11 protein-coding genes are annotated in these 15339 nt (G+C 42.2%); 5 read left to right on the forward strand and 6 right to left on the reverse strand.

Annotated elements, in window-relative coordinates:
* Position 1 precedes the first annotated feature (1 nt).
* The 4 genes from H5185_RS05080 to H5185_RS05095 all read left to right on the forward strand — a co-directional run bounded on the left by H5185_RS05080 (position 2) and on the right by H5185_RS05095 (position 4989).
* Positions 2 to 610: a nucleotidyltransferase family protein gene (locus H5185_RS05080; RefSeq protein ID WP_182723482.1), complete on the forward strand. Its 609-nt coding sequence runs from the start codon at positions 2 to 4 to the stop codon at positions 608 to 610.
* A gap of 2 nt (positions 611 to 612) precedes the next feature.
* Entirely contained in the window at positions 613 to 1065 is a 453-nt protein-coding gene (locus H5185_RS05085; RefSeq protein WP_182698489.1) for a (2Fe-2S)-binding protein, read from the forward strand.
* 2 nt (positions 1066 to 1067) lie between these two features.
* The gene (locus H5185_RS05090; RefSeq protein ID WP_182741535.1) at positions 1068 to 3311 is read left to right on the forward strand and encodes a molybdopterin cofactor-binding domain-containing protein; all 2244 of its coding nucleotides are present in this window, start codon (positions 1068 to 1070) and stop codon (positions 3309 to 3311) included.
* 232 nt (positions 3312 to 3543) lie between these two features.
* Positions 3544 to 4989 (forward strand): methyl-accepting chemotaxis protein, encoded by a 1446-nt coding sequence (locus tag H5185_RS05095; protein ID WP_182741536.1) that lies wholly within the window; start codon positions 3544 to 3546, stop codon positions 4987 to 4989.
* A gap of 351 nt (positions 4990 to 5340) precedes the next feature.
* Here the strand turns inward: H5185_RS05095 and xthA are convergent, their stop codons facing one another.
* The 5 genes from xthA to astB all read right to left on the reverse strand — a co-directional run bounded on the left by xthA (position 5341) and on the right by astB (position 9893).
* Positions 5341 to 6147 carry an exodeoxyribonuclease III gene (xthA, locus tag H5185_RS05100; RefSeq protein ID WP_182698486.1) on the reverse strand — a complete coding sequence of 269 codons (807 nt, stop codon included), beginning with the start codon at positions 6145 to 6147 and terminating at the stop codon, positions 5341 to 5343.
* A complete protein-coding gene (locus H5185_RS05105; RefSeq protein WP_182698485.1) occupies positions 6147 to 6446 on the reverse strand; it encodes a YciI family protein in 300 nt (99 codons plus the stop codon). The genes xthA and H5185_RS05105 overlap by 1 nt, the downstream gene beginning before the upstream one ends.
* Positions 6447 to 6486: 40 nt before the next feature.
* Positions 6487 to 7038, reverse strand: a complete 552-nt coding sequence (locus H5185_RS05110) for a septation protein A (protein ID WP_124016141.1) — start codon at positions 7036 to 7038, stop codon at positions 6487 to 6489.
* Positions 7039 to 7345: 307 nt separating this feature from the next.
* Positions 7346 to 8248: a hypothetical protein gene (locus tag H5185_RS05115; protein WP_259396170.1), complete on the reverse strand. Its 903-nt coding sequence runs from the start codon at positions 8246 to 8248 to the stop codon at positions 7346 to 7348.
* A gap of 310 nt (positions 8249 to 8558) precedes the next feature.
* Complete coding sequence (gene astB / locus H5185_RS05120; RefSeq protein WP_182698483.1) at positions 8559 to 9893, reverse strand: N-succinylarginine dihydrolase; 1335 nt, start codon at positions 9891 to 9893, stop codon at positions 8559 to 8561.
* A gap of 392 nt (positions 9894 to 10285) precedes the next feature.
* Between astB and topA the strand changes: the two genes are divergently transcribed.
* Positions 10286 to 12925 carry a type I DNA topoisomerase gene (gene topA / locus H5185_RS05125; RefSeq protein WP_124016138.1) on the forward strand — a complete coding sequence of 880 codons (2640 nt, stop codon included), beginning with the start codon at positions 10286 to 10288 and terminating at the stop codon, positions 12923 to 12925.
* Positions 12926 to 13169: 244 nt separating this feature from the next.
* On the opposite strand, the gene pta is transcribed toward topA, so the two are convergent.
* Complete coding sequence (pta, locus tag H5185_RS05130; RefSeq protein ID WP_124016137.1) at positions 13170 to 15317, reverse strand: phosphate acetyltransferase; 2148 nt, start codon at positions 15315 to 15317, stop codon at positions 13170 to 13172.
* Between the last annotated feature and the right edge of the window lie 22 nt (positions 15318 to 15339).

Here is a 15339-nt window from a genome sequence, read left to right on the forward strand (position 1 = left end):
AATGACGGCAAACATAGTTACAGTGATCCTAGCTGCTGGGGCAAGCAGCCGATTTAACAGCGCTAAAATTGTTGCTAAAGTGCAAGGCGAACAAAGTTTGCTGGCACACAGCTTACAGACACTTGATGTTGTGACTCAAACGGCAGGTATTGCACCTGCGGTGGTGATGTTGGGTGCCCATCAAACCGATGAAGTGTTAGCGATAACGGCCAATCATCAGCGAATTATTAATCATGATTGGCATTTAGGTTTGTCCAGTTCAGTGAAACTTGCTGGTCAATATGCCCAAACGCAACAGGCGGATGCTTTACTGGTGGTGTTAGCCGACCAAGTCGCATTACAAAGCAGTAATTATTTACAATTGATCCAAGCGTATATCCATAATAAGTTAACTAGCTGTGCTTTTTACCTGCATAGCGTAGGTGTACCTGCTATCTTTTCAGCTGAAGATATTAAAATATTGATGTCTCTTGATGGCGATAATGGTGCAAAAAGCATTTTAAAACAAAATGATAAAAATAATAGCTTGAACATTATTGTGATGGAACAAGCGCAATTTGATATTGATACACCTGCTGACTTAGTACGTTGGTTAGATAATAAGGATTGATTATGACAACCCCAACACAAAAATTGATGGTCAATGGAAAGGATTTTACCCTTGATGCCGACCCGAATATGCCAGTACTTTGGGCATTGCGTGACATATTAGGTCTAACCGGCACTAAATTTGGTTGTGGAGCAGGGCTTTGTGGTGCATGCACTATCCATGTTGACGGCAGTCCAATGCGTGGTTGTTTAACCAGCTTAAAGCAAGTTCAGGGTAAGCAAGTTACCACTATTGAAGGTCTTGAGGCTGAAAAACTAAAGCAAGCTTGGTTAGCGCATAATGTGCCGCAATGTGGTTATTGTCAGGCTGGGCAGTTAATGTCTGCCGCAGCCTTACTCACCAGCACGCCTAAACCGACTGAAACCCAAATCCTTGATGCGATGTCGGGTAATATTTGTCGTTGTGGTACGTATCCACGGATAAAAGCCGCCATTCAATCGGCTTCGGAGGCGTGATCATGACCACATTCACAGCTGTTGAGAATATTAGTCGCCGTAATGTATTAAAGTTATTTGGTGCAGTCGGTGGTGGACTCGCTCTAGGGGCAACCAGTTTAAGTTGGAGCCCAATGGCCTTAGCTGAAGACAAGCAAGCGCTGATGAACTTGTTTGTTGCTATCGGTGAAGACAATAAAGTGTATTTGACTTGTCATCGTTCTGAGATGGGACAAGGGATTAGAACAGGCATACCGCAAATTTTGGCTGACGAGTTAGAAGCTGATTGGGATAAGGTTGTAGTGGTGCAAGGCTTAGCGGATAAACGCTATGGCAGCCAAAATACTGATGGTAGCCGCAGTATTCGTAAACATTATCATCGTATGCGTCAAATGGGCGCGACCGCAAGAACCATGCTTGAACAAGCTGCGGCGCAAATTTGGCAAGTTCCGGTTGCGGAGGTGTATGCTAAAGCCCATAAGATCCATCATAAAGGCAGTAACAAAAGCCTTAGTTACGGTGAGTTGGCTGTAGCGGCATCGAGATTACCGATGCCAGAATTAGATTCTGTAGTGCTAAAGCCAGAAAGTGAATTTACCCATATTGGTCAATCTCATACTATTGTCGATATGGATGCCATGCTCACGGGCAAAGCGATTTACGGCTATGACATTAAATTAGACGGTATGTTGTATGCCAGTATCACTCGTCCGCCAGTATTAGGCAGTGATGTGCTGAGCCTTGATGACACCAAAGCCCGTAAAATAGCCGGGGTGGTTGACATTATTACCTTACCCGTTCCGAAAGGTGCACCATTATTTCAGGCTTTAGGCGGCGTCGCAGTGATTGCCACTAACAGTTGGAGTGCGATTGAAGCGCGTAAAGCGTTGGTGATTACCTGGTCTAAATCGATTAATGATAGCCACAATTCAGACACATACCTGCAGGGGTTGGTCGAGAGAGTAAACCAACCAGGTAAAGTGATGCGCCAGTTGGGTGAGTCAGTCACTGATTGGCCTGAAGCGTCAACAGTTAAGGCTGTTTACACTGTGCCCTATTTAACCCATGCTATGATGGAGCCACCAGTAGCAACAGCAAATGTAACTGCTAATGGATGTGAGTTGTGGGCTTCGAGCCAAACCCCACAAAGTACCCAGCAAAATGTGGCTGGTGCATTAGGGTTAAAAGAAGAGCAAGTTACCGTTAACGTGACTTTACTGGGTGGTGGTTTTGGGCGTAAATCTAAGCCTGACTTTAGTGTTGAAGCCGCCATTTTATCGCAAAAGCTCAATAAACCCGTCAAAGTATGTTGGAGCCGTGAAGACGAAATTCAGAATGGTTATTATCATGCTATCAGTGCGCAGATGTACCAAGTCGCTCTCGACAATAATAAGATGCCCACCGCACTATTAGCCCGTACAGGCTTTCCGTCAATCAGTTCAACATTTGCCGAAGGGGTTGAATACCCTTCAGCTGGTGAGCTCGATTTAGGTTTTAGTGACGTACCGTTAGCGCTTAAGCACATTCAACTTGAAGCCGTCAAAGCGCCCGCGCATACGCGTATTGGTTGGATGCGTTCTGTGTGTAATATTCAGCATGCTTTTGGTATTGGCAGTTTTGTTGACGAGATAGCCGTAAATGCTAATAAGCCCTGTGTACAAATGTGGCGTGATTTATTAGGTAAAGCGCGTATCGAACCGTTTGAAAACCAAAACTTTACCTATGGAAATTACGGTGAAGACTTAGCCGATCATCCCGTGGATGTAGGGCGTTATCATAAAGTGCTCGACAAGTTAGAAGCCGTAATGGCAGATGCCCCTAAAGCGGCTAAAAACCAAGGTTGGGGTATGGCGGTGCATCGCAGCTTTGTTAGCTATGTTGCCGTTGCTACGCTAGTTGAAGTGGTAGATAAACAGCTTAAAGTATTGAAATCTATTGCGGTGATGGATGCTGGGAGAGTGATTAATCCTGATCGAGTGAAATCACAATTAGAAGGTGCGATCATTTTTGGTTTAAGTTTAGCGACCATGGGCGAAATTACCTTTAAAGACGGTAAAGTCGAACAATCTAACTTTCATGACTATCCGTTATTGCGTATGCCGCAATCGCCACAGATTGACACTTATATTATTGAGTCGATAGCAAAGCCTGCTGGTGTCGGTGAGCCCGGTGTGCCTCCTGTTGCGCCCAGTTTAACCAATGCCATTTTTGCGGCAACGGGGATACGATATCGCGATTTACCGCTTAATAAATTTTTATCGGTTTAGCCATTTTCGTGAGCTACAACACTTAAGTTTACTGCGCTTAAGCCGATAATAAATAAGCTAAATGCCTAAGTGTATTCGCACTTAGGCATTGTTTTTTTTTACGATAATTTAAAATCACTCTCAATTGAATCGTTAATGAATTTTAGTATTGATTCAGATTGAGTGGGTGCTGTTGTTTATTTAATCTTATTCTCATATTTGAGATAGTAACGCATTGCCTTAGGAAGCTTATATGAAGCAAATTCAGTTTAGAACCATTGATGCAATTTTGATTAAATTTAGCCTGAATGGAAAATTTTGGGTGGTGTGTTCGCTGGTTGCATTGATCACCAGTGTTATTGCTCTGATGAATTACCAACAAACGACTGATTTAATTGCTCAGTCATCATTACAGCGGGTTAAAGCAAGTGCTGAAAGTTATGCCTCGGTTGCCAATAATCAAGGCTTAACAAATACTGCTCTGGAGCAATTTGCACAAACTCATCAATTACAGTTATCTGGTCGTGATAATACTTTTCGCAGTGGTGATCAAGTTACAGCATCAGCGAGTGTCGGCGATCAGTTTCTAAGCGTGAGTCAAAATGTTCAATCCTGGGAACAGGAACCATTAAGCCAAAGCTATTTTATGCTAATCATCGCATTAGTTGGCTTGCTACCATTATTTCAACTGAGTTACTGGATCTCAACCTCGTTAGGTGGCGGTTTATGGGATATGTATATGGCAATCAAACGATTAGCTGATGGTGATTTAACCTTGAGATTAAACTTCTTTGGTACTGACGATTTCAGTTTAATCGCCAATGAAATTGATCGCTGTGCTAATAATATGAGTGAAATGGTAACCGCTATTCGTAGTAATGCAGAAACCCTAGCGACTGCCGCCAATGAGTTTAACCATCAAGCTAACACTAATGATGACTTAATTGATCAGCAACATCATTATTTAGATTCTGTAGCGCATGCCATGGATCAAATGACCGGAGCCATTGCAGATGTATCACATCATGCGAGTGATGCATCTTTGAATACTAAGCAAAATGCTACCCAAATGGGTCAGAGTCAGGGCAAGATTAATGATGCAGTTAAGCGGATTGGCTATTTGTCTGAGCGCATTGCTGAAGCGTTTTCATCTGTAGAGCAGTTATCTCATGATGCCACCCAAATTAATGTTGCTGTTACTACCATTGAAAGTATTTCTGAACAAACTAATTTATTAGCGTTAAATGCAGCCATTGAAGCGGCGCGTGCCGGTGAGCAAGGCCGGGGTTTTGCTGTGGTGGCTGATGAAGTACGTACTCTTGCAGGGCGGACTCAACAAGCGACCGTTGAAATTCAAAATATGATCGAAGGCTTACAACAAGGTTCTAAAAAACTGACCAGCATTACCAATGTGATTGTTACCGAAGCCGATCAGGGCAGTGCAAGTATTAAAGCGGTCGGTGACGATATTACCGACATGGCTGAGTCGATTAATGCCGTGTTTGATATGAGTAGCCAGATAGCCGCCTCAGCTGAACAACAAAGTGTCTCAGCTGGTGATATTGCCTCGCAACTTAATCAAATCCGTCAGCAATCGGAGACGATTCGCAGTACTGCAAAACATGCCGGAATATTAGCGAAAGATTTACATCAATCATCTCAAGGTTTAGCGGCGATTTTAAGTCAATATAGAATTTAATTTTGTATCAAGCAGCCCATAACAACGTTCAGTGATAGTTAGTTAAGGTGCTCGATAAAGATGGCATAGTAGTGATGATAATCACTTGGGTTACTAATATGCATGCTTAGCCATTATTTGATTTTTATAGCAGCAACCTTTTAAGGGCGATTATTTGGCCTGTAATATACTAACGTGAGTCGTTTACTCTGCTCATGTGAGCGTGTTGACAAACTATCAAACTATCAAGCTATCAAGCTTAGCCGGTGGTGAAGGAATGCTGTAAAACTAAAAAAGCTATAAGCAAGATTGCTTATAGCTTTTTTGTTGCTAAGCGATGTCGGGGGCTAGGTTATGTCAGCACCCTAACGATTAACTAAACGTAGTCCAAATGGGGGCATGATCGGACGGTTTCTCAATCGCGCGTAATTCGTAATCGACATCAGATTCGACTACGCGTGACACTAATGAGTCGGTCACTAATATCACGTCGATGCGCAGACCACGGTTATCATCAAAGCCTTTACTGCGGTAATCAAACCACGAGTAACGTTCAGTGCGATCTGGATGCAATTGGCGGAAACTATCAATAAAGCCCCATTGTTGTAAACGTGCTAACCATTCACGTTCTTCTGGTTGGAAGCTACATTTTCCGCTTTTTAACCAACGCTTAGCGTTCACTTCACCAATGCCGATATCTAAATCGGTGGGCGATATATTGATATCACCAATGATTGCTATGTCATCGCTTGGTTGGTGATGTTTCTCTAAATATAGCATTAAGTCTTGATAAAACTTACGTTTAGCCGGGTATTTTGTTTCGTGGTGAATGCTTTCACCTTGTGGAAAATATCCATTGAATACCGTTAATACTCGGCCATTATCTTGTGTAAATTGGCCAATAATAAGTCGACGCTGAGCATCTTCATTATCAGATTCAAAACCTTTAATAATGCTAATGGGTTCAGCTTTTGACAGCATGGCTACGCCATAATGTGCTTTGCCGCCATGGTAATGAACTTTGTAGCCCATTGCCTCAACATCTGCAACCGGAAAGGCTTCGTCGTGCACTTTGGTTTCTTGTAAGCCAATAATGTCAGGCGCGTGGCTGTCTATAAGTGCTTGCAATTGATGCAGTCGAGCACGTATGCCATTAATGTTAAAAGAAACAATCTTCATTATGGGAGCACTCGTTTAAATGGCTTAACAATAACGCTTTTATACACACCAGCACCAATGTAAGGGTCCACATCAGCCCATGCTTGTGCATCTTCTAATGAGGCAAAATCGGCAATAACTAATGAGCCGGTAAAACCTGCTTCACCAGGGTTTTCGTTATCAATAGCAGGATGTGGTCCGGCAGTTAATAAACGGCCTTCATCAGCTAAATCTTGTAAACGAGCTAAATGTTCAGCGCGAACAGATAAGCGTTTCTCTAAACTGTTTTCCACATCTTGAGATGAAATCATATACCACATATCGTTGCTTCCTTTATTTGATTTTATTTTACATGAATGCTTATTGACCATCAGTTGTTTGCGAATCGTCATCTTGCATATTTTTATACAAATAAACGACCGTAATAACGGTGTTGATTAAGGTGAGGGCGGTTAGGCCAAACACTTTGAAGTTTACCCAGGTTTCCAGAGGTAAATTAAACGCAATGTAAATATTAGCAAAGGCACATAAGACAAAAAATCCAACCCAATACCACGTGACTTGAGCCCATATTTTATCGTCAACTTTCATTTCTTTACCAAGCATGCTTTTAAGCGCAGGTTTGCCCATCATTTGTGAGGCAATTAGTCCTATGGCGAATAAGGCATAAACGATACTGACTTTCCATTTGATAAAGGCATCGTCATGGAAAAACAGTGTGAGTGAGCCAAACACAGTGACCAAGGCGAAGGTGGCTAAATGCATTTTTTCAATGTGTTTATAAAGCAGATAAGTGATCACAAGTTGAAGCGCTGTTGCCGCAATCAATACTCCTGTTGCGGCGTAAATATCATAGAACTTGTAAACCGCAAAAAAAATGACTAATGGTAAAAAATCTAACAGTTGCTTCATATAAATCTCAGGCTAGGGAAACGATAATGTCTAGTTCGGACATGATTGCATCATATTTTCAATCGTAATTGTGGCCAATTGTAGCATGATGTTATTGCCATTCGCATTAATATGGTGGTTAATCTGCGGATTCTAAACCACGATTGTGCAAAAGAATGTAAACCTTTTTAATTAGGTTTGTGAATAATAGAAGGTGATTATAGTAGTGCTAAACCTGTTGTGGGTTGTTTTAATGTATTGATTTTCATTATTTTTTATAAAACCTGCAATCTCTGTATCATCAATGAGCATCGCATAGGTTGAGCATTTAATTGTAAAGTGGTACTGCAATAGCGTTTGCTGCTTTGATGGTTAACCATAACTTAGGCTCATCAAGAAGACTGGCACTTTTTTCTGACAACAAGGGATTATGCAGAACAAATTCTTTACGTTTGTCGAGTTCGGATTTTTCGAGCATGCCATCGGTGATGGGGTGATTATAGAACATGGTATTAAAGCTGCCGTCATCGATGGCGAGTCGTAAACCATATTCAATTCGCTCAGCTAACCGAGGATTGTCTTTACTGACAAAAAAATAAATCGGGGCTGTGTAGCGTATTAAGATATTTTTTTCTAACACTAATTCACTGTGACGAGCAAGGTCGCGCCAAGGTTCAAAAAGAGCACGAGGATAATAATCAAACCGATTTTTAAGCAACATACTAATTAAACTCTTTTCTGGTCCTGGGACCACATTAAAGCCATTGCTGTTCAAAATATTGGTATCAGGCCAATCTAAACCTTGACCCATAAGGATTTTTTTTAGGTCTTCTAGGCTGGTGAGTTGATCAAATTGTGGCTGGTCGCCTTTACGTATAATCCCAATTCTATATCCCATAAGCCCTTTTAATAGTGGGATATAGACCGCTTGAAGCTGTGCTTCCCGTTCAATACTTGTCATGCTCCACGCGACATCGATATTTTTGTTTTCGGCCAGCATTTTTAGGGTACGACTTTGAGGCATATTAATCATGGCTGCACGCATTTGAAACGTACCGTAGCGGCTAGCACTTTTATCCAGAGCAAGTGCTAACAGTGAAATAAAATAGGCTTGTTTAGGATCTGCACCTTGAACGGAGGCATTATAATTAACTATGGTGTGTTCAAGCTCTAACGCATTTTCTGAGGCGTTTGAGGTATTGAATGAACATAAGATTACAAGTGTTAACATCCTTATTAACTGACTTTTCATACAGCGCCGATTTAGTGATTGATTGATGATAAATAAAGTATAGTTAACAATAAAAAAATAGCTGGAATAATTACTCTTTTTTGTTATTTTTATCAGTAACCTATAAGCGGGATAAAAAACGTTTATTAAACCGTTATTTGCCCGCTAGTGTGGAAAATTTAACTTGCTAAAGCTTAGCGCTGGATACGTTATTGTTTCTTGCTTGGTAAACACATTACTCGTTTGATATGAGATGGGTCAAGTTTATGATTTTGTAAATACCGCTATCATTTATTGACCCCGTTTAAGTTTACTTTTGGAACTGATACACACTGCCTAGTTTCAAAATTTGGGTTAGCTCATCTAACGCAGTGCGCGATTCAATAATCAATTGCGGGTCGGCTAAATCTTGAACCGTTAATTGGTCGCGATAATGCCTATCAACCCAGGTATTTAGACGAGTAAATAAGCTATCATTCATGAGGGTGTTTTGATTAACTGCGGCAACTTCTTGTTGGTTCATTGCCACACGTAAACGTAAACAAGCTGGCCCACCACCATTTTGCATACTTTGTTTCACATCAAAATAACGCACTTGTTTGATTGGCGTGCCTAAGGTTATCAGTTCATTTAAGTAAGCAAAAACTGCGGGATTTTCTTGGCAGTTTGTCGGTGCAATAATGGCCATTTCACCAGACGGTAAGGTAATGATCTGCGTATTAAACAGGTAACTTTTGACCGCATCATCAATTGACACTTGGCTGGTTGCCACTTTGATAAAATGCATGTCACTATCCATTTTTCGGCGAATTTCATCAAATTTTGCTTCGGTATGTAAAAACGCCTGTTCATGATAAAAAAGGACGTTTTGATTACCAACAGAAATCACATCGTTGTGGAATACACCTTGGTCAATCACATCAGGGTTTTGCTGCATAAACACGCAACTTTCATCTTCAAGCTGATGCAAACGAGCAACGGCTTGTGATGCTTCTAAGGTTTGACGGGCGGGATATTTTTTCGGTTTTGGTGCATCAGGATTGGTTGCCGATTGTCCATAAACAAACAGTTCAACACCAGCATGGCCGTATTCAGCACATAGGCGGGTATGATTTGCGGCGCCTTCATCACCAAAACTTGCATGTTCTGGTAAATGTTGGTGATGTTTAAAATGGCGATCGTTGTTAAATGTTGCCTGTAAAATATTGCCTGTGGTGACAGGCTCAATGCTGCGGTGTAATTTGTCGACTAAGTTAGCTGGCGTGAAATGAACTTTACCGTCCCGGGTATCGGCACTGGGGGATACGGTTGCCGCGTTAGCAGTCCACATACTTGATGCACTGCAACAAGCATTAAGTAGCGCAGGAGCCTGTTGAGCCGCTTTTTGTAAAACTTCAGCGTCTGACCCAGAAAAACCAATTCGACGCAGTGTATAAAGGTCTGGACGCTCTTGCGGGGCTAATACCCCTTGTACCATTCCCAAGTCTGCTAATGATTTGGCTTTTTGCAAACCTTGTTTAGCTGCCGCTTTGGGATTTGAGGTTTGGGCCGCATTACTAAATGAGGCTACATTACCAAATGATAATCCGGCATAGTTATGGGTTGGTCCTACCAAGCCATCAAAGTTTGCTTCAAAATGCTTCATTCGTGATCCTTGAGAGTTTTTAGTGAATAATTATTATTGTTGTTGCACTTATTTGTGTTACTTATAAAAAAGGAACGTGATTGCTGACTACAGTTAACGCTAATTTAACCCCAGTATACTGAAGCTATAAGGGTTAACAAGGTGTGGTTAATTTGTACAAATGTGTATAAATGACTAAAAATGCACTGAAGGTGCTCGCAAGTATCATTAAGTGAAAAATTACGTTTAAAAAACGCATATTATTTTTCGCATTTTTTATTATTGAATAAATTTTGCTTAAAAAATGACTTACTAGCCATGTAAAAGAGGGATTAACTTGAAACTATTGTCTCAACCCTCTATATATGGAATCAATTTTCTTTTTTTCGAGACTTTTTGGCGCAAATAAAACTATGGGTAAATCGCTAGTTATTGTCGAATCGCCGGCCAAAGCCAAGACAATTAATAAATATCTTGGTAAAGACTTCATTGTGAAGTCGAGTGTAGGTCACATACGTGACTTACCAACTTCGTCTACTTCTGACGGTACAACTGTGACTAAAACCGCAGCAGAAGTTAAGAAATTATCTCCTGAAGAAAAAGCTAAATACAAGCTAATCAGAGACAAACAAGCGCTTGTGGCGCGTATGGGTGTCAACCCAGATAAAGGCTGGGCGGCTAAGTATCAAATTCTGCCTGGTAAAGAAAAAGTTGTTAAAGAACTCAAAGCGTTAGCAGAAGATGCTGACCAAATATATCTCGCAACGGATTTGGACCGTGAAGGGGAAGCCATCGCCTGGCATTTGCAGGAGATCATTGGTGGTGATGCTTCACGGTATCAGCGAGTTGTGTTTAACGAAATTACTAAAACTGCGATTCAAGATGCATTTAGTAACCCGTCTGTACTTGACACTAATATGGTTAACGCCCAACAAGCACGTCGTTTCTTAGACCGTGTCGTTGGCTTTATGGTGTCACCTTTATTATGGAAAAAAGTTGCTCGTGGTCTATCAGCTGGGCGTGTGCAATCGGTTGCGGTTCGCTTAGTTGTAGAACGTGAAAGTGAGATTAAAGCATTCGTTCCAGAAGAATTTTGGGACATACATGCTGAATTAAATACGCCAACCGCAGCAAGCTTGAAAATGCAGGTGATGAAGTATCAATCTGCTGCATTTGAGCCGATTAATGAAGCACAAGCTAAAGTGGCAGTAGATGCATTGCGTGGGGCGTCTTACGTGGTCAGTGCGCGTGAGGATAAAGCAACCTCAAGCAAACCAACAGCACCTTATATAACCTCTACATTGCAGCAAGCCGCGAGTACTCGTCTAGGTTTTGGTGTGAAGAAAACCATGATGATGGCGCAGCGTTTATACGAAGCGGGCCACATTACCTATATGCGTACCGATTCAACCAATTTAAGTAAAGAAGCGGTTGAAAATTTACGTGAAATGATTGCTTCTGAGTTTGGTGATAAGTATTTACCAGCTGAACCTATCCGTTATGGTAGTAAAGAAGGTGCCCAAGAGGCGCATGAAGCGATTAGACCGTCGAACGTTGCTGTGCAGTCTGCATCCCTAACCGACATGGAAAGAGACGCTCAGCGCTTGTATGAGCTCATTTGGCGTCAATTCGTGTCGTGTCAAATGACCCCAGCTCAGTATGACGCAACACGTTTAACCGTTACTGCGGGTGATTACGAATTAAAAGCCAGTGGTCGCACATTACGCTTTGATGGTTGGACGCGTGTTCAACCACAGATGAGTAAGAAAAACGAAGACGATAAAACACTGCCAGTAGTCGAAAAAGGTGACAAGTTAGTGCTTGAAACCTTATCGCCTAAACAGCACTTTACCAAGCCTGCACCACGTTACAGCGAAGCCTCTTTAGTTAAAGAGCTCGAAAAACGTGGTATTGGCCGTCCGTCAACGTATGCGACAATTATTTCAACCATTCAGGATCGCGGCTACGTCAAAGTGGACAATCGCCGTTTCTTTGCTGAAAAAATGGGTGAGATAGTTAGCGAACGTTTAGTAGGCAGTTTTAAAGAATTAATGAGTTACGACTTTACCGCAAGCATGGAGCAAACATTAGATGATGTTGCTCAAGGTAAGCTTGACTGGAAAAAAGTACTCGATGGTTTTTACGGTGACTTTACCAAACAATTATTGTTGGCTGAGTTAGACCCAGATGAAGGCGGCATGCGCCCCAATGAGATGGTATTAACAGATGACATTAAGTGTCCTACCTGTGGCCGTCCAATGGGGATCAGAACCGGTTCTACTGGGGTGTTTTTAGGCTGTTCTGGCTATGCTTTACCGCCTAAAGAACGTTGCAAAACCACGCTTAACTTAACCCCAGGTGAAGAAGCGGTTAGCGACAATGAAGATGGTGAAACGGAAGCGTTACGGGCTAAACATCGTTGTGGTAAGTGTGGCACAGCGATGGACAGTTACCTGATTGATGAGACGCGTAAATTACATGTTTGTGGTAATAACCCCTCATGTGATGGCTACGAAGTGGAAGCCGGGCAATTTAAGATTAAAGGTTATGAAGGTCCAATTATTGAGTGCGATCGTTGCGGCAATAATATGGAACTGAAAAATGGTCGATTTGGTAAGTATTTTGGTTGCACTAACAGCGAGTGTAAAAATACGCGTAAGTTGCTAAGAAGCGGCGAAGCTGCGCCACCAAAAGAAGATCCCATTTTTCTACCTGAACTAAAATGCACTAAGTCAGATGCGCATTTTGTGCTTCGTGATGGTGCTGCTGGCATATTTTTAGCGGCAAGTACTTTCCCTAAATCGCGTGAAACACGTGCGCCATTAGTGGAAGAGTTAGTTCAGTATCGTGATCTGTTATGGCCTAAATATGCGTATCTTGCTGACGCACCTACAGAAGATGATGATGGTAATAAAGCCTCGGTTAAATTTAGCCGTAAAACCAAAGAGCAGTATGTTGCTACTGAAGTTGATGGTAAAGCCACCGGTTGGTCTTCTAAGTTTATTGGCGGTAAATGGGTCAGTGAAGCAACTAAGAAAAAAGCCAAGAAATAGTTTCTAGCTTTAGTTACTTCATCGTTGTTGATTAACGCTACCCGATTGGGTAGCGTTTTTGTTTGCGCCAGATACGGGGTTATTGCATTTTTGTATAGTGAATAGCTGGGCCAACGTGTTGTTTAGACTCTGACCAACAAGTTAATTTAGCCAAGCAGACACAAAAAAGCACTGATAATAATCAGTGCTTTTTTAGTGATAAAGTATTGCGTATTACCTCAGTGTTAAACCGAAATATCGCAAATTATTTGGCACTGTTTTGCGCAGCTTGAATCGCGGTTAATGCAATCGTGTAGACAATATCATCGACAAGTGCACCTCGTGATAAATCGTTAACCGGTTTACGCATACCTTGAAGCATAGGACCGATACTGATCAAATCCGCGCTACGCTGTACGGCTTTGTATGTAGTGTTACCAGTATTTAAGTCTGGGAACACAAACACAGTAGCTTTGCCGGCAACAGGGCTGTTAGGCGCTTTAGATTGAGCGACGTTAGGCATCACTGCGGCATCGTACTGCAAAGGGCCATCGATAATTAAATCTGGACGTTTTTCTTTAGCAATTCGTGTGGCTTCGCGGACTTTATCCACATCAGAACCTGTACCAGAGGTGCCCGTTGAGTAACTGATCATCGCAACGCGAGGTTCAATACCAAAGGCTTTAGCGGACTCCGCTGACTGAATTGCAATATCGGCTAACTGCTCAGGATTAGGATCTGGGTTAATCGCACAGTCACCATAAACAAGCACTTGATCAGGCATCAGCATGAAGAAAATTGACGATACTAAGCTAGAACCCGGTGCCGTTTTAATCAACTGTAACGGTGGGCGAATAGTGTGGGCTGTGGTATTAACAGCGCCAGACACAATACCATCGACCTCATCTTGTGCCAGCATCATAGTACCAAGCACCATGTTGTCTTCAAGTTGCTCACGGGCGACGACTTCGGTTAAGCCTTTGCTGCGACGTAATTTAAGCATTGGTTCTACGTATTTTTCACGCACGGTTTCAGGCTCAATGATCTCAATGCCATCACCTAAAACGACGTCTTGCAACAATGCAACGCGTAAAATTTCTTCGCGGTTACCTAATAACACACAGCGAGCGATACCGCGTTCAGCACAAATAGAGGCCGCTTTAACGGTTCTCGGTTCTTCACCTTCCGGAAGCACGATAGTTTTACGTGCAGCACGGGCTAATTCAGTTAACTTATAACGGAATGCTGGTGGCGATAATCGGTGTTCACGGGGAGAATCTTGAGTAACACTTTCAATCCATGTTTGATCGATATGGCTGGCAACGTACTCTTGCACTTTCTCAACCCGTACAGCATCATCAACAGGCACTTCATGATCAAAGCGTTGAATATTGAGCGATGTCTGCCATGTATTTGAATCTATTAGAAATACTGGCAAACCAGTTTCAAATGCTTGCTCACATAGGTTCATGATTTCTGGTTCAGGCGAATAGCCACCAGTCAGCAATAATGCACCAATTTTCACACCATTCATGGCAGCTAAACACGCTGAGACTATGACGTCAGAGCGATCGCCTGAAGTCACTAAAAGTGAGTTGGTTTTGATGTGAGTGACCAAGTTTGGAAGGCTGCGAGCACAAAATGTCACCCGGCGCATACGACGAGTATGCATTTCACCGGCATTAATGATTTTTGCATTTAAGTGCTTAGCTAAATCAGATGCGCGTGGGGCAATTAACTCTAAATTATATGGCACACTACCTAATATGCGCAGTGGACTTTTACCCGGCAGTTGGAACATCCCCGAGCTATCAACCGCGTTCATGTTTTTATCATCAAAGACTTCTGATAAATCAGGACGTGTACGACCTTCGTTGTCAACGGGGGCACCAATTTTATTGATGATAGCGCCAATTAAGCGTTTGTTTTTCTGTCCACCCCAAGAGTTAAAGGCGATCTCTAAGCGATTCATTAATCCATTAGGCGTATCGTTGCCTGGGGTTGCGATGAAAATAACATCTGCATCTAATGCTTTAGCAATTTCGTAGTTAATGTCATCAGCAAAAGGGTGGCTTCGTGTTGGCACTAAGCCTTCAATCACTAAAGTTTCAGTATTATTGGCGCATTCCGACGCGCGGGCAATAATCTGTTCCAATAGGACATCAGTTTGCTCTGAGCGGATTAAAGCTTCAGCGTGTTCCATTGAAAAAGGCTCCAACGGATTAACCGTAGGAGAAGTACTTAAAATAGTGGTTGAACGCTCAGGACCTGTATCACCAGATCGAATTTGTGCAATAGGTTTAAAAAATTGCACTTTAACGCCTTTGCGTTCTAGGGCGCGAACCATACCTAAACTAAGCGATGTTAATCCTACTCCAATACCAATTGGAATAAGCATAATATTACGAGACATGACGACCTCTTATGTGCGTAGT

The organism is Shewanella sp. SG44-6 (assembly GCF_014164185.1).
In the GTDB taxonomy this organism is placed as follows: Bacteria; Pseudomonadota; Gammaproteobacteria; order Enterobacterales; family Shewanellaceae; genus Shewanella; species Shewanella vesiculosa.

Bases quoted from the DNA above. Each gene is read 5' to 3' on its own strand.
- H5185_RS05080 (WP_182723482.1), top strand. From the start codon at position 2: ATGACGGCAAACATAGTTACAGTGATCCTAGCTGCTGGGGCAAGCAGC.
- H5185_RS05085 (WP_182698489.1), top strand. From the start codon at position 613: ATGACAACCCCAACACAAAAATTGATGGTCAATGGAAAGGATTTTACC.
- H5185_RS05090 (WP_182741535.1), top strand. From the start codon at position 1,068: ATGACCACATTCACAGCTGTTGAGAATATTAGTCGCCGTAATGTATTA.
- H5185_RS05095 (WP_182741536.1), top strand. From the start codon at position 3,544: ATGAAGCAAATTCAGTTTAGAACCATTGATGCAATTTTGATTAAATTT.
- xthA (WP_182698486.1), bottom strand. From the start codon at position 6,147: ATGAAGATTGTTTCTTTTAACATTAATGGCATACGTGCTCGACTGCAT.
- H5185_RS05105 (WP_182698485.1), bottom strand. From the start codon at position 6,446: ATGTGGTATATGATTTCATCTCAAGATGTGGAAAACAGTTTAGAGAAA.
- H5185_RS05110 (WP_124016141.1), bottom strand. From the start codon at position 7,038: ATGAAGCAACTGTTAGATTTTTTACCATTAGTCATTTTTTTTGCGGTT.
- H5185_RS05115 (WP_259396170.1), bottom strand. From the start codon at position 8,248: ATGTTAACACTTGTAATCTTATGTTCATTCAATACCTCAAACGCCTCA.
- astB (WP_182698483.1), bottom strand. From the start codon at position 9,893: ATGAAGCATTTTGAAGCAAACTTTGATGGCTTGGTAGGACCAACCCAT.
- topA (WP_124016138.1), top strand. From the start codon at position 10,286: ATGGGTAAATCGCTAGTTATTGTCGAATCGCCGGCCAAAGCCAAGACA.
- pta (WP_124016137.1), bottom strand. From the start codon at position 15,317: ATGTCTCGTAATATTATGCTTATTCCAATTGGTATTGGAGTAGGATTA.